The following is a 14045-nucleotide window of genomic DNA, read 5'->3' on the forward strand; positions in this document are numbered from 1 at the left end:
TCAGGCAAGGCAAAAACTGGCGGGAACGGCTGGGGTCGCATTCGACTTTAGGGGCCTAAATGAGCATTTCCCGCCAGTTTTTAACGCAGCATGATCGCGCCACAGGCAGTTTTAGGGCAAAAAAAACCCCGGACTTCGTATGGGGAGGGGAAGTTCGGGGTCCAAGTTCCGGACCGCTAGGGCGGGGTCCAGATATCTGCCAACACTTAACACAACATAGGAGCATCGAAGGGCTTCACCAGCCATTCAGATACTCTGAGTGGGCTTTCGCCGATTAAGTTCCGGGAGGTTTCAAAAACTATTGGCAATAGTCGATGAAATTTTCCGCACTAATAGCTCTTCGCCAGCCTTCGCCGCGGCACTATGCCGCGGCCAAAGTGCTGCGTTCTCGCCTCAGTGCGCCTCATCCCAGTTACTGCCCACCCCGACCTCGACCAGCAGCGGCACATCCAGGGTCGCGGCCTTGCTCATGTAGCCGCGAATCTCCTCGCTTACCTGGTCCACCAAGTCTTCGCGCACTTCCAGCACCAGTTCGTCGTGCACCTGCAGGATGACTTTGGCATCCAGGCCTGAGGTCGCCAGCCAGTTATCCACCGCCACCATGGCCTTTTTGATGATGTCGGCCGCCGTGCCCTGCATCGGCGCGTTGATCGCCGTACGTTCGGCGCCGGCGCGTTCCTGCGGCTTGTTGGAGTTGATCTCCGGCAGGTACAGGCGGCGCCCGAACAGGGTTTCCACATAACCCTGTTCCGCAGCCTGGGCGCGGGTGCGATCCATGTATTCGCGCACGCCGGGATAGCGGGCGAAGTAGGTGTCGATATAGGCCTTGGCGGTCTTGGTATCGACGCCGATGTCCTTGCCGAGCTTCTGCGCGCCCATGCCGTAGATCAGGCCGAAGTTGATCGCCTTGGCGCTGCGGCGCTGATCGGAACTGACGTCCTTGAGCTCGACCTTGAATACTTCGGCCGCAGTTGCCGTGTGCACGTCGAGGTTATTGCGGAAGGCATTCAGCAGCCCTTCGTCGCGGGACAGGTGCGCCATGATCCGCAGTTCGATCTGCGAATAGTCAGCCGCCAGCAGTTTGTAGCCAGGCGGCGCGATAAAGGCCTGGCGGATACGCCGGCCTTCGGCGGTACGCACCGGGATGTTCTGCAGGTTCGGATCGCTGGAAGACAAACGCCCGGTAGACGCGACCGCCTGATGGTAGGAGGTATGGATCCGCCCGGTACGCGGGTTGATCTGCTCCGGCAAGCGGTCGGTGTAGGTGCTCTTGAGCTTGCTCATGGAGCGGTACTGCATCAGCACCTTGGGCAGCGGGTAGTCGTCCTCCGCCAGCTTGGCCAGCACTTCTTCAGCAGTGGACGGCTGGCCTTTGGCGGTTTTCTTCAGCACCGGCAGGCCGAGCTTGTCATAGAGAATCACCCCCAACTGCTTGGGCGAGCCGAGGTTGAATTCTTCGCCGGCGATCTCGAAGGCTTCACGCTCCAGTTCCACCATCTTGTCGCCGAGTTCGATGCTCTGCACACGCAGCAGGTCGGCATCCACCAGCGCTCCCTGGCGCTCGATCCGCGCCAGTACCGGCACCACGGGCATTTCGATATCGCTGAGCACGCTGGCCAGGCTCGGGATCGCAGCCAGTTTTTCATGCAGGACCTGATGCAGACGCAGGGTCACATCGGCGTCTTCCGCCGCATAAGGCCCGGCCTGCTCGAGGGCGATCTGGTCGAACGTCAGCTGCTTGGCGCCCTTGCCGGCGATGTCCTGGAAGCTCACGGTGGTGTGGCCCAGGTATTTCTCCGCCAGGCTGTCCATGTCGTGCCGGGTAGCCGTGGAATTGAGCACATAGGACTCGAGCATGGTGTCGAAGGCGACCCCGCGCACCGTGATGCCGTTGGCCTGATCGCCGCCGATGGCGCAGTTGGCCAGGATGTTCATGTCGAACTTGGCGTGCTGGCCGACCTTGAGTTTGTTCGGGTCTTCGAGAATCGGCTTCAGGGCCCGCAGGACGGTGTCGCGATCCAGTTGCTCCGGCACATCGATATAAGAGTGGGTCAGCGGAATATAAGCCGCTTCGTTGGCCTGCACGGCGAAGGACAGCCCCACAAGCTGCGCCTGCTGGGCGTCGATACCGGTGGTTTCGGTATCGAAGGCGAACAGCTTGGCGTTCTTCAGTTTCTCCAGCCAGATATCGAAACGCGCCTGATCGAGGATGGTTTCGTACTGCGCTTCGACAACCACCGGCACTTCGATCTCGACCTGAGTCAACAAGTCGGCCACCGGCTCAGAGGCGGCGACACTCAGCTCCAGGCGCTTGGCATCGCGCTGCAGCTCGTCGAGCCAGCTCTTGAACTCCAGCAGGCTGTACAGCTCGAGCAGTTTGTCGCGGTCCGGTTCGCCCAGGTGCAGGTCGTCCAGGCCGATATCCAGCGGCACATCAACCTTGATGGTCGCCAACTGATAGGAGAGGAAAGCCATCTCCTTGTGCTCTTCGAGCTTGGCCGGCAGGGTCTTGGCCCCGCGAATCGGCAGGCTCGGGACGATATCGAGCTGGGCATACAGCTCGTTCAGGCCACCGTTGACCCCCACCAACAGGCCGGAAGCGGTCTTCGGGCCGATGCCCGGCACACCCGGAATGTTGTCGGAGGAGTCGCCCATCAGCGCCAGGTAATCGATGATCTGCTCGGGAGCGACGCCGAATTTCTCCTTCACGCCCTCCACGTCCATGCTGCTACCGGACATGGTGTTGACCAGCGTAATGTGCCCGTCCACCAGTTGCGCCATGTCCTTGTCGCCAGTGGAGATCACCACCGGCCGGTCGGCCGCCGCGCTGCTGCGGGCCAGGGTGCCGATCACGTCGTCCGCCTCGACGCCCTCGACGCACAGCAGCGGAAAGCCCAGGGCGATCACGCTGGCGTGCAACGGCTCGATCTGCACCCGCATGTCGTCGGGCATGCTCGGACGATTGGCCTTGTACTGGGCGTACATGTCATCGCGGAAGGTTCCGCCCTTGGCGTCGAACACCACGGCGAACGGACTGTCCGGGTACTGCTTGCGCAGACTCTTGAGCATGTTCAGCACGCCCTTGACCGCACCGGTCGGCATGCCTTTGGAAGTGGTCAAAGGTGGCAGCGCGTGGAAGGCGCGGTACAGGTAAGACGAACCGTCCACCAGGACGAGGGGGGCTTGGCTCATGAGCAGGATCAACCTTTTCGGCGGGTCCGGCGCTAGAATAGCGGGACCGTTGACGACAAAGGGACAAGGTTATCATGCGCACACTAAATCGCTTGCTGCTGGCCAGCCTGATTGCAATCGCGCCGATGGCCGTGATTGCGGCGGAGGATGCGCCATCGGCGGATCCGGAAGTGACCATTCGCACGGAAGGCGACAAGACCATCCAGGAGTACCGCCAGAACGGTTTCCTGTACGCCATCAAGGTCACGCCGAAGGTTGGCAAACCCTACTTTCTGGTGCGCGCCGACGGTTCCGATGGCAACTTCATTCGTTCGGACCAGCCGGATATGCTGATTCCGGCGTGGAAAATTTTCGAGTGGTAAACCACTCCTAACTTCAACCGGCGCTGGCTCGACAGCGGCGCCCGTACTGGCAGTTTTTAACCATGTCTGTGTTTACTCCCCTGGCTCGGCCCGAGCTGGAAACCTTTCTCGCCCCTTACGGGCTCGGCCGCCTGCTTGACTTCCAGGGGATTGCCGCTGGTAGCGAAAACACCAACTTCTTCATCAGCCTGGAACAGGGCGAGTTCGTCCTGACCCTGGTCGAGCGCGGCCCGGTCCAGGAAATGCCGTTCTTCATCGAACTGCTGGACGTGCTGCACGACGCCGACCTGCCGGTGCCTTACGCCCTGCGCACCACCGACGGCGTGGCCCTGCGCGAGTTGGCCGGCAAGCCGGCGCTGCTGCAGCCGCGCCTGGCCGGCAAGCACATCAAGGAAGCCAATGCCCAGCATTGCGCGCAGGTCGGCGAGCTGCTCGCTCACCTGCACCTGGCGACCAAGGACAACATGATCAAGCGCAAGACCGATCGTGGCCTGGACTGGATGCAGGAAGAAGGCTCGCAGATGCTCTCGCATCTCGATCCGCAGGCGCGGGATCTGCTGCAGCGGGCGCTGGATGAAATCGCCGAACAGAAGGTGAAGATCCTCGCGCTGCCACGGGCCAATATCCACGCCGACCTGTTCCGCGACAACGCGATGTTCGAAGGCACGCACCTGACCGGGCTGATCGACTTCTACAACGCCTGCTCCGGGCCGATGCTGTATGACGTGGCGATTGCCCTGAACGACTGGTGTTCCGACGCCGACGGCCTGCTCGACGGCTCGCGCGCCCGGGCCCTGCTGGGCGCCTACGCGACCCTGCGCCCGTTCACCACCGCCGAGGCCGAGCTGTGGCCAACCATGCTGCGGGTGGCCTGCGTGCGCTTCTGGCTGTCACGCCTGATCGCCGCCGAGTCCTTCGCCGGACAGGACGTGCTGATTCACGACCCGATGGAGTTCCAGCTGCGCCTGGCCCAGCGCCAGCAGGTCAGCACGCCATTGCCGTTCGCCATCTGAAAGCATCGCGGGCAAGCCTCGCACCTACGATCCCCTGTAGGAGCGAGGCTTGCCCGCGATAGCGTCAGCCGCCTTTACAGCGATTCCAGGCAACCCGCCAGATCGTTGCCCAGCTTCTCCAACACCTGCTCGTACCCCTGCGCGGAGGCCGGGGTGTAGCCGCCCAGCGCATCGAGCTCCGCCAGCTTCACCGGCAAGCCCGCCACCAGGGTTTCGGCCAGGCGCGGGCGCAATGGCGGCTCGCTGAAGACACAGGTCTTGCCGACTTCCTGCAAGCGCGTGCGCATCGCCGCTACATGCTGCGCGCCTGGCTGCACCTCGGCCGCGACGCTGAACACGCCCGCGTGCTTGAGGCCATAAGCGTCTTCGAAATAATCGAAGGCTTCGTGGAAGACGAAGTAAGGCTTGCCGGCGATTGGCGCCAGGCGGGTTTTCAAACGGGCATCCAGGGCATCCAGGCGTGCGTCGAAAGCCTTGGCGTTGCTCTGGTAACGCGCGGCGTTGGCCGGGTCCGCGGCGCTCAGGTCGGCCGCCATGCGGTCGGCGATGACCCGCGCGTTGACCGGCGACAGCCACAAGTGCGCATCGAGGCTGCCCGGACGATGATCGTGATCATGTTCGTCGGCTTCTTCAGCGTGCGAGTGGTTATCTTCGGCGAAATGACGGAGTTTCAGGCCTGGTAGGTCCTGCACCGCCAGCGATGGCAACGTGCGGCCCTTGAGCACCCGCGGCAGGAAGCTCTCCATGTCCGGGCCGATCCAGTACAGCAACTCCACCGACTGCACTTTGCGCACGTCGGAAGGGCGCAGCGCATAGTTGTGCGGCGAGGCACCCGGCGGCAGCAGAACCTCGGGCACGGCGATGCCATCCTGGACGGCGGCGGCGATCAATTGCAGGGGTTTGATGCTGGTCAGGACCCGGACCTCGGCCTGGGCCGAGCTGATCACGAACAAACTGGCGGTAAAAGCGACAAAAAGGGCAAAAAGTCGGGACACGATGACCACTCGAAGAGGCGAGAACGGGTAACATAATAACGTCTCTCACAATTATCGTCGCCGCTCATGCCTAAAACCCCCCTCGCCAGTCGCCCCCACGACCACTCTCACTGCGTGCACAGCGCGCTGTCCGAGGCCGATGCCCTGTGTGCGCGCCAAGGCCTGCGCCTGACCGCCCTGCGTCGGCGGGTGCTGGAGCTGGTCTGGCAAAGCCACAAACCACTGGGTGCCTACGACATCCTCGCCGTGCTCAGCGAACAGGACGGTCGTCGCGCCGCGCCGCCAACCGTGTACCGCGCCCTGGATTTCCTCCTGGAAAACGGCCTGGTGCACCGCATCGCCTCGCTCAACGCCTTCGTCGGCTGCAACCACCCGGAACACGCGCACCAGGGCCAGTTCCTGATCTGCCGCGTCTGCCACGCCGCCATCGAGCTTGAACAGAAATCCATCAGCGACGCGATCATCAGCAGCGCCCGCGATGTCGGCTTTGTCGTCGAAGGCCAGACCGTTGAAGTGGTCGGCCTCTGCTCGGGTTGCCAGGGGGCTTGATGAGCACTGCCTTGATCCGCCTCGACCAGGTCGCGGTGACCTTTGCCGGGCAGAGCGTGCTGGACAACATCCAGCTCAGTGTCGAACCAGGGCAGATCGTCACCCTGATCGGCCCCAACGGCGCCGGCAAGACCACCCTGGTGCGCGCCGTGCTCGGCCTGCTCAAGCCCGACAGCGGCAGCGTCTGGCGCAAGCCGAAGCTGCGGGTTGGCTATATGCCGCAGAAGCTGCACGTCGATCCGACCTTACCGCTGTCGGTGCTGCGCTTCCTGCGCCTGGTGCCCGGCGTGGACCGCGCGACAGCCTTGGCCGCGCTGAACGAAGTCGGCGCCGAACAGGTGATCGACAGCCCGGTGCAGAGCATTTCCGGCGGCGAAATGCAGCGTGTGCTGCTGGCCCGCGCCCTGCTGCGCGAGCCGGAACTGCTGGTACTGGACGAGCCGGTACAAGGCGTGGACGTCGCCGGCCAGGCCGAGCTGTACAGCCTGATCACCCGTTTGCGCGATCGCCACGGCTGCGGCGTGCTGATGGTCTCCCACGACCTGCACCTGGTGATGAGCACCACCGACCAGGTGGTCTGCCTCAATCGCCACGTGTGCTGCTCCGGCCACCCGGAACAGGTCAGCGGCGACCCGGCCTTCGTCGAGCTGTTCGGCCAGAACGCGCCGAGCCTGGCGATCTACCACCACCATCACGACCACGCCCACGATCTGCACGGCTCGGTCGTCACCGGGGCCGCGGCCGGTCACGTTCATGTTCACGGAGATAGCTGCAAGCATGGCTGATTTTCTGTTCTACGCCCTGCTCGCAGGCCTGGCGCTAGCGCTGGTGGCAGGTCCCCTGGGATCGTTCGTGGTCTGGCGGCGCATGGCCTATTTCGGCGACACCCTGTCCCACGCCGCCTTGCTCGGCGTGGCCCTGGGCTTTCTGCTGGATGTCAGCCCGGCGGTGGCGGTGACCGTCGGCTGTCTGTTGCTGGCGGTGCTGCTGGTCACCCTGCAACAACGCCAGCCGCTGGCTTCCGATACGCTGCTGGGGATTCTCGCCCCCAGTACGCTCTCCCTCGGGCTGGTGGTACTAAGCTTCATGCATGACGTGCGGATCGACCTGATGGCCTATCTGTTCGGCGATCTGCTGGCGATCAGCCCCGGCGACCTGGCGTGGATTCTCGGCGGCAGCGCCGCGGTCCTGCTGCTGTTGGTGGCCCTGTGGCGGCCGTTGCTGGCGATCACCGTGCACGAGGAGCTGGCCAGGGTCGAAGGCTTGCCGGTGGCGTCGTTGCGCCTGGCGCTGATGCTGTTGATCGCGGTGGTGATCGCGGTGGCGATGAAGATCGTCGGGGTGTTGCTGATCACTTCGCTGCTGATCATCCCGGCGGCTGCGGCTCAACGTCACGCCCGTTCCCCGGAGCAGATGGCGCTGGGCGCAAGCCTGCTGGGCATACTCGCGGTCTGTGGCGGGCTGGCGTTGTCCTGGTTCAAGGACACCCCCGCGGGGCCGTCGATTGTGGTCACGGCGGCCGCATTGTTTCTGCTGAGTTTTGTCCTGCCCCGTCGAGGGGTGTAGACTTGCTCGCTTTTTGCGCAATTAGAGAGTCGCAGGAATGAAGCCGTTCGCCTCCCGTTATCTGCTCCTTGTCGCATTTTCCCTGCTGCTGGGCGCCTGCCAGAGCACGCCGCCGGCTGAAGTGCCCGACGCCCGCGCCACGGCCATCGCACAGCTGCAGCAAAATATCGCCAGCAGTGAACTGGCCACCGCCGAAGACCAGTTGAGCGCCTTGCAGGCCCAGTCGCCCAACGACCCGCAGCTCGAGCAATACCAGCGCCAGCTGGCCGAAGCCTACCTGCAGCGCAGCCAGATCGTGCTGCAAAAGGGTGATGTCAACGCCGCCGCCACGGCCCTGAGCCGCGCCCGCGCGCTGATGCCCAAGGCACCGGCCCTGACCGGTGGCGTCGATGGCGCCATCACCCAGGCCCGTAAAGCCGAGCTGGAAAAAGCCGAAGCCGCGCTCAAGGCCGCTGAAGCCCGGCCGCCAGCCAAGCTGATCGACCCGGCCGCCGAGAGCACCACCATTGCGCTGAACCTCAGCGATATCAAGCAACTGCGTCGGCAACTCGATGCGATCGCCGCCGATGTGGTGAATTACCAGTGCGACGTGAGCATCCAGGCGCCACGCACCGAGGATTACCCCTGGCTGAAGACCCTGCTGAGCAAGCGGGTGAAGAAGCTCGACGGTGAGTTCGACCTGCAGATCGAGCGGCAGATCCTGCGCCACGTCCCGGCACAGATGGTGCTGAGCCCGCGCAAGCCCCAATAAGCCCATCGCCCGCAAACCCGCGTCTGTAGGAGCAAGCGGGCGGCGATCCGACTTGCCCGCGATGAACGATAACGCGGTACTACAGATGACCGTGGCGCCCCCATCGCACGCAAGCTGTGCTCCTAAACAAACATCTCGCCGCAATCGCCTTGGGCTCCCGCTCCCAGAGCCGGTGCCATAACCTTTGATCGCGTTATTGCCAAATCGAAGGATGAATACAAAATAAATGCTAAGAACCTCTATACGGACAGGCTAAAATGCGCGCCCGGCTAACCGCTGATCCTTTTCTAACGCGCCCCACAAGGTTCGCTACGTGATCGAGTTTCAAAACGTCCATAAAACCTACCGGGTCGCCGGTAAGGATATTCCCGCCCTGCATCCGACCAGCCTGAAGGTCGAGAATGGCCAGGTATTTGGCCTGATCGGCCATTCCGGCGCGGGCAAAAGTACCCTGCTGCGCCTGATCAACCGCCTGGAAAACCCCAGCGGCGGCAAGATCATCGTCGACGACGAGGAAGTCACCGCCCTGGACGCCAACGGCCTGCGCCGCTTCCGCCAGCAGGTCGGGATGATCTTCCAGCACTTCAACCTGCTGGCTTCCAAGACCGTGGCCGACAACGTCGCGCTGCCGCTGACCCTGGCCGGCGAGCTGTCGCGCAGTGCGATCGACCAGCGCGTCGCCGAGCTGCTGGCCCGCGTCGGTCTGTCCGATCACGCCAAGAAATACCCGGCCCAGCTGTCCGGCGGGCAGAAGCAGCGCGTCGGCATCGCCCGCGCCCTGGCGACCAAGCCGAAGATCCTGCTGTGCGACGAAGCCACCAGCGCCCTGGACCCGCAGACCACCGCGTCGGTCCTGCAACTGCTGGCCGAGATCAACCGCGAACTGAACCTGACCATCGTGCTGATCACCCATGAGATGGACGTGATCCGTCGCGTCTGCGACCAGGTGGCGGTGATGGATGCCGGGGTGATCGTCGAGCAGGGTTCGGTGGCCGAGGTGTTCCTGCATCCCAAGCACCCGACCACCAAGCGTTTCGTCCAGGAAGACGAGCAGATCGACGAAAGCGAACAGCGCGACGACTTCGCCCACGTACCGGGGCGCATCGTGCGCCTGACCTTCCAGGGCGACGCCACCTACGCGCCGCTGCTGGGCACCGTGGCCCGCGAAACCGGGGTGGACTACAGCATCCTCGCCGGCCGCATCGACCGCATCAAAGACGTCCCTTACGGGCAACTGACCCTGGCTATCACCGGCGGTGACATGGAGGCGGCCTTCGCCCACTTCACCGCGGCGGACGTTCATATGGAGGTGCTGCGCTAATGGAACTGCTGACAAGTTTCTTCGCCAATATCGACTGGTACGAAATCTGGCTGGCCACCGGCGACACCCTGCTGATGCTCGGTGGTTCGTTGCTGTTCACCGTGCTGCTGGGCCTGCCCCTGGGTGTGCTGCTGTTCCTTTGCAGCCCGCGCCAACTGCTGGAGCAGAAGAGCCTCTACGCCCTGCTGTCGCTGATGGTGAACATCCTGCGTTCGCTGCCGTTCATCATCCTGCTGATCGTGATGATCCCGTTCACCGTGCTGATCACCGGTACCTCGCTGGGTGTCGCCGGCGCGATCCCGCCCCTGGTGGTCGGCGCCACGCCGTTCTTCGCCCGCCTGGTGGAGACCGCCCTGCGCGAAGTGGACCGCGGCATCATCGAAGCCACCCAGTCGATGGGCGCGACCACCCGACAGATCATCACCAACGCCCTGCTGCCGGAAGCCCGTCCGGGTATTTTCGCGGCAATTACCGTGACAGCGATTACCCTTGTTTCCTACACCGCCATGGCGGGCGTGGTAGGCGCGGGCGGTCTCGGCGACCTGGCGATCCGCTTCGGTTACCAGCGCTTCCAGACCGATGTGATGGTGGTCACCGTGGTGCTGTTGCTGGTGCTGGTTCAAGTTCTGCAAACCGTCGGCGACAAGCTGGTGGTGCACTTTTCCCGAAAATAAGTCGGCCCTGGCCGGCAGGCGTCCGGCACCGGGCGCCTCACAAGGAGCTAGCTGGATGAAAAAACTACTCGTCGCTTTCGCCGCCGTTGCCGCGTTTTCCGCGAACGCCGCTGACACCCTGACCGTGGCCGCCACTCCGGTGCCTCACGCCGAGATCCTCGAATTCGTGAAGCCGGCGCTGGCCAAGGAAGGCGTGGACCTGAAGGTCAAGGTCTTCACCGACTACATCCAGCCGAACGTGCAGGTCGCCGAAAAGCGCCTGGACGCCAACTTCTTCCAGCACCAGCCGTACCTGGATGAGTTCAACAAGGCCAAGGGCACCCACCTGGTGAGCGTCGCCGGCGTGCACCTGGAGCCGCTGGGCGCCTACTCCAACAAGTTCAAGAAGCTCGAAGAACTGCCAGGCGGCGCCAACGTGGTGATCCCCAACGACGCCACCAACGGCGGCCGTGCCTTGCTGCTGCTGGCCAAGGCCGGCCTGATCAAGCTCAAGGACTCCAACAACATCCTGTCCACGGTCAAAGACATCACCGAGAACAGCAAGGACCTGAAATTCCGTGAGCTGGAAGCCGCGACCATCCCGCGCGTGCTGACCCAGGTCGACCTGGCGCTGATCAACACCAACTACGCCCTGGAAGCCAAGCTGGACCCGTCCAAGGACGCCCTGGTGATCGAAGGCAAGGACTCGCCTTACGTGAACATCCTGGTGGCCCGTCCTGACGACAAGGATTCGGACGCCATGAAGAAACTGGTTGCCGCCCTGCACAGCCCCGAAGTGAAGCAATTCATTCTCGAGAAGTACAAAGGCGCCGTGGTTCCGGCGTTCTGATCGGTTACAGAAACACAAACGGGGCGCCTCAAGGCGCCCCGTTTCGTTTCAGTTGCCTACCGCGCCCCCTGTAGCCGCTGCCGCAGGCTGCGATCGGCTCCGCAGGAGACGCGCTCTTGAGGGCCTCGGAAGGTGCTCCGCACCTTATCGCAGCCTGCGGCAGCGGCTACAGGACTCAGGCGTCCCGGATTACTTGCGCTGCAACATCACCGGCAGCTGGGCCACCAGTTTCTGGTTGTTCAGCGGCGCGCGGATGAAGCCGCGCTGGGTGCCGTCCGGGCCGATCACCGCGAGGTTGCCGCTGTGGTCGACGGTGTAGTTGGGCTTGCTGGTATCCGCCGGAATGAACGGGATACTCACCGCATTGGCGAGCTTCTGCACATCCGCCACCGAGGTCGCGGTCAGGCCCTTGAAGTCCTTGTCGAAGTAGCCCAGGTACTGTTTCAGCTGCTGCGGCGTATCGCGGTTCGGGTCGACGCTGACCAGCACCACCTGCAGGTTGTCCACCGCCTCCTTGGGCAGCTCGCTCTTGATCTGGCGCAGTTGGGCGAGGGTGGTCGGGCAGATGTCCGGGCAGAAGGTGTAGCCGAAGAACAGCAGGCTCCACTTGCCCTTGAGCTCATTGAGCACCACCGGCTGGCCTTCCTGGTCGGTCATCTTCACATCCGGCAGGTTGCGGCTCTGGGGCAGCAGGATGATCCCGGCGTCGATCAACGCGGTCGGGTCCCCCTGGTTCTTGCCGGTCAGCACTTTGTTGACGGTGAGCCCCAGCACCAGGGCCACCAGCGCCACGAGAATAAAGACGGTTTTCTGAGTTCGAGTCATAGGTTCAACAATAGGTAGTGGTCTACGAGCAGCGCGATAAACAGCAGGAACAAGTAATAAATAGAGTACTTGAAGGTGTTGATCGCCGCGTGCGGCCGACTGCCACGGTACAGCACCCAGGCCCATTGCAGAAAGCGCGCGCCCAGGCCCAGGGCACAAATCAGGTAGAGCAGGCCGCTCATGTGGATCGCATAGGGCAGCAGGCTGACCGCCAGCAGGGCGAAGGTGTAGAGCAGGATATGCACCTTGGTGTAATGCTCGCCGTGGGTCACCGGCAGCATCGGGATGTCGGCCTTGGCGTATTCCTCCTTGCGGTGAATGGCCAGGGCCCAGAAGTGCGGCGGGGTCCAGGCGAAGATGATCAGCACCAGCAGCAGTGGTTCGGCCGTCACATGGCCGGTGGCCGCGACCCAGCCCAACAGCGGCGGCGCGGCCCCGGCCAGACCGCCGATCACGATGTTCTGCGGGGTCGCCCGCTTGAGGAAACCGGTGTAGATCACCGCATAACCGAGCAGCGATGCCAGGGTCAGCCAGGCAGTCAGCGGGTTGGTGAACGCCAGCAGCAAGGCTTGCCCGGCGATGGCCAGCAGCAGGGCGAAACCCAGCGCCGCCGGCGGCGATACCCGGCCTTCGGCCAGCGGCCGTTTGTGGGTGCGCGCCATGACCGCGTCGATCCGCCGGTCCACCACATGGTTCACCGCTGCCGCCGCACCGGCGCACAGGGCGATGCCCAGGTTGCCGAACACCAGCACCGTCCACGGCACCCCGGCACGGGTGGCGAGGAACATGCCCACCAGCGAGGTAATGAGCATCAGCACCACCACCTTGGGTTTGGTCAGCTCCAGGTAGTCACGCCAGATCGCCTGGCGGTGACGCTCGCCGATCAGAGTCGCCATGGCATTTCTCCTTTAATAGTGATGGGCCCGGCGGCGTGTTTGCGCGGGCTCAGGCGCCAGCCCAGCGGCAGGTGCGAGCGGGCGCGGACCAGGCTGGTACGGGCGTGATAGTTGACCAGCACCAGGGTCAGCAGCAGCGCCGCGCCACCCGCGTTATGCGCCACGGCCACCGGCAGCGGCAGGTGGAACAGCACATTGCTGATGCCGAGGCCGATCTGCGCCGCCAGCGCCACCAGCACCAACCCGGCGAGGCGGGTCATGCCCACATGCTTGAGTTGCCAGGCCAGGCCGAGCAACACCAGGGTCACCAGCAACGCGCCGATGCGATGGGTCAGGTGGATGGCGGTGCGGGCGTCGCTGTCGAGCTGCCCGCCCAGGTAGTTGGGGCCGATGTGCTGGGTCAGGTGAAAACCGTTGGCGAAATCCGCCGCCGGCCACCACTGGCCGTGGCAGGTCGGCAGGTCGATGCAGGCCACCGCCGCGTAGTTGGAGCTGACCCAGCCGCCCAGGGCGATCTGCCCGATCACCAGCACCAGCCCGGCCGTGGCCCAGTACTGCAGGCGGCGCGGCACGATCAGCGCCGGCAGCACCCCGGACAGGCGCAGCGTCAGCAAAAACAGCAGGCTCAGGGTGGCGAAGCCGCCCAGCAGGTGCGCGGTGACCACCTGCGGCCACAGCTTGAGGGTCACCGTCCACATGCCGAACAAGGCCTGGGCGAATACCACCGACAGCAGGAACAGCGGCAACTTCAATGGTTGCCCGGGATGATGCCGATGGGTCCAGGAGCGTGCCGCCAGCAATACGATCAACAGGCCCAGGGTACCGGCGAAATAGCGGTGGATCATCTCGTTCCAGCCCTTGTGGGCTTCCACCGGGGTGTCGGGAAAATGCAGCTCGGCATGGGCCAGCTGGGCTTCGCTTTTCGGCACGCTGATGAAGCCGTAGCACCCCGGCCAGTCCGGGCAGCCGAGGCCGGCGTGGGTCAGTCGGGTATAGGCGCCGAGCAGCACCACGATCAGTGCCAGCAAGGTGGCAAACAAGGCGAGGCGAAATCCAGGTTTGGCCATGACGA

General features: G+C 63.9%; 14 protein-coding genes. 9 read left to right on the top strand and 5 right to left on the bottom strand.

All coding sequences use genetic code 11. From position 1 onward, the window contains the following. Positions 1–393 precede the first annotated feature (393 nt). Positions 394–3192: a DNA polymerase I gene (gene polA / locus J4D28_RS20525; protein ID WP_009046279.1), complete on the bottom strand. Its 2799-nt coding sequence runs from the start codon at positions 3190–3192 to the stop codon at positions 394–396. Between the two features lie 74 nt (positions 3193–3266). Here polA and J4D28_RS20530 point away from each other — a divergent pair, with 74 nt between their 5' ends. Next, positions 3267–3554 carry a DUF2782 domain-containing protein gene (locus J4D28_RS20530; protein ID WP_007924295.1) on the top strand — a complete coding sequence of 96 codons (288 nt, stop codon included), beginning with the start codon at positions 3267–3269 and terminating at the stop codon, positions 3552–3554. 62 nt (positions 3555–3616) lie between these two features. Continuing rightward, positions 3617–4567 carry a homoserine kinase gene (locus tag J4D28_RS20535; protein WP_028683571.1) on the top strand — a complete coding sequence of 317 codons (951 nt, stop codon included), beginning with the start codon at positions 3617–3619 and terminating at the stop codon, positions 4565–4567. Between the two features lie 74 nt (positions 4568–4641). On the opposite strand, the gene J4D28_RS20540 is transcribed toward J4D28_RS20535, so the two are convergent. Then, a complete protein-coding gene (locus J4D28_RS20540; RefSeq protein WP_009046277.1) occupies positions 4642–5571 on the bottom strand; it encodes a zinc ABC transporter substrate-binding protein ZnuA in 930 nt (309 codons plus the stop codon). 57 nt (positions 5572–5628) lie between these two features. Here J4D28_RS20540 and zur point away from each other — a divergent pair, with 57 nt between their 5' ends. The 7 genes from zur (at position 5629) to J4D28_RS20575 (ending at position 11252) form a co-directional block, all read left to right on the top strand. Next, on the top strand, positions 5629–6111 hold the full coding sequence (gene zur / locus J4D28_RS20545; protein WP_007924301.1) for a zinc uptake transcriptional repressor Zur: 483 nt from the start codon (positions 5629–5631) through the stop codon (positions 6109–6111). Continuing rightward, on the top strand, positions 6111–6896 hold the full coding sequence (znuC, locus tag J4D28_RS20550; protein ID WP_009046275.1) for a zinc ABC transporter ATP-binding protein ZnuC: 786 nt from the start codon (positions 6111–6113) through the stop codon (positions 6894–6896). Before zur ends, znuC begins: the two co-directional genes overlap by 1 nt. After that, on the top strand, positions 6889–7677 hold the full coding sequence (gene znuB / locus J4D28_RS20555) for a zinc ABC transporter permease subunit ZnuB (protein ID WP_009046274.1): 789 nt from the start codon (positions 6889–6891) through the stop codon (positions 7675–7677). Before znuC ends, znuB begins: the two co-directional genes overlap by 8 nt. A gap of 37 nt (positions 7678–7714) precedes the next feature. After that, positions 7715–8428 (top strand): PA5502 family lipoprotein, encoded by a 714-nt coding sequence (locus J4D28_RS20560; RefSeq protein ID WP_009046273.1) that lies wholly within the window; start codon positions 7715–7717, stop codon positions 8426–8428. 313 nt (positions 8429–8741) lie between these two features. Next, complete coding sequence (locus J4D28_RS20565; protein WP_009046272.1) at positions 8742–9749, top strand: methionine ABC transporter ATP-binding protein; 1008 nt, start codon at positions 8742–8744, stop codon at positions 9747–9749. Continuing rightward, on the top strand, positions 9749–10423 hold the full coding sequence (locus J4D28_RS20570) for a methionine ABC transporter permease (protein ID WP_009046271.1): 675 nt from the start codon (positions 9749–9751) through the stop codon (positions 10421–10423). Before J4D28_RS20565 ends, J4D28_RS20570 begins: the two co-directional genes overlap by 1 nt. A 55-nt stretch (positions 10424–10478) precedes the next feature. Beyond that, positions 10479–11252: a MetQ/NlpA family ABC transporter substrate-binding protein gene (locus J4D28_RS20575; protein ID WP_009046270.1), complete on the top strand. Its 774-nt coding sequence runs from the start codon at positions 10479–10481 to the stop codon at positions 11250–11252. 189 nt (positions 11253–11441) lie between these two features. Here the strand turns inward: J4D28_RS20575 and J4D28_RS20580 are convergent, their stop codons facing one another. Genes J4D28_RS20580 through J4D28_RS20590 form a run of 3 tightly spaced genes read right to left on the bottom strand, consistent with a single transcriptional unit; the run spans position 11442 to position 14040 of the window. Further along, positions 11442–12077: an SCO family protein gene (locus J4D28_RS20580; RefSeq protein ID WP_009041520.1), complete on the bottom strand. Its 636-nt coding sequence runs from the start codon at positions 12075–12077 to the stop codon at positions 11442–11444. Beyond that, entirely contained in the window at positions 12074–12973 is a 900-nt protein-coding gene (gene cyoE / locus J4D28_RS20585) for a heme o synthase (protein ID WP_009046269.1), read from the bottom strand. Before cyoE ends, J4D28_RS20580 begins: the two co-directional genes overlap by 4 nt. Next, positions 12961–14040, bottom strand: a complete 1080-nt coding sequence (locus J4D28_RS20590) for a heme A synthase (RefSeq protein ID WP_007924313.1) — start codon at positions 14038–14040, stop codon at positions 12961–12963. The genes cyoE and J4D28_RS20590 overlap by 13 nt, the downstream gene beginning before the upstream one ends. Between the last annotated feature and the right edge of the window lie 5 nt (positions 14041–14045).

The organism is Pseudomonas sp. GW531-T4, assembly GCF_017349615.1.
GTDB lineage: Bacteria > Pseudomonadota > Gammaproteobacteria > Pseudomonadales > Pseudomonadaceae > Aquipseudomonas > Aquipseudomonas chlororaphis_I.

Excerpts from the sequence above, each read along its gene's own strand:
- znuB (WP_009046274.1), top strand. The coding sequence starts at position 6,889 with ATGGCTGATTTTCTGTTCTACGCCCTGCTCGCAGGCCTGGCGCTAGCG.
- J4D28_RS20590 (WP_007924313.1), bottom strand. The coding sequence starts at position 14,040 with ATGGCCAAACCTGGATTTCGCCTCGCCTTGTTTGCCACCTTGCTGGCA.
- J4D28_RS20570 (WP_009046271.1), top strand. The coding sequence starts at position 9,749 with ATGGAACTGCTGACAAGTTTCTTCGCCAATATCGACTGGTACGAAATC.
- zur (WP_007924301.1), top strand. The coding sequence starts at position 5,629 with ATGCCTAAAACCCCCCTCGCCAGTCGCCCCCACGACCACTCTCACTGC.
- J4D28_RS20575 (WP_009046270.1), top strand. The coding sequence starts at position 10,479 with ATGAAAAAACTACTCGTCGCTTTCGCCGCCGTTGCCGCGTTTTCCGCG.
- J4D28_RS20580 (WP_009041520.1), bottom strand. The coding sequence starts at position 12,077 with ATGACTCGAACTCAGAAAACCGTCTTTATTCTCGTGGCGCTGGTGGCC.
- J4D28_RS20560 (WP_009046273.1), top strand. The coding sequence starts at position 7,715 with ATGAAGCCGTTCGCCTCCCGTTATCTGCTCCTTGTCGCATTTTCCCTG.
- znuC (WP_009046275.1), top strand. The coding sequence starts at position 6,111 with ATGAGCACTGCCTTGATCCGCCTCGACCAGGTCGCGGTGACCTTTGCC.
- polA (WP_009046279.1), bottom strand. The coding sequence starts at position 3,192 with ATGAGCCAAGCCCCCCTCGTCCTGGTGGACGGTTCGTCTTACCTGTAC.
- J4D28_RS20530 (WP_007924295.1), top strand. The coding sequence starts at position 3,267 with ATGCGCACACTAAATCGCTTGCTGCTGGCCAGCCTGATTGCAATCGCG.
- J4D28_RS20535 (WP_028683571.1), top strand. The coding sequence starts at position 3,617 with ATGTCTGTGTTTACTCCCCTGGCTCGGCCCGAGCTGGAAACCTTTCTC.
- cyoE (WP_009046269.1), bottom strand. The coding sequence starts at position 12,973 with ATGGCGACTCTGATCGGCGAGCGTCACCGCCAGGCGATCTGGCGTGAC.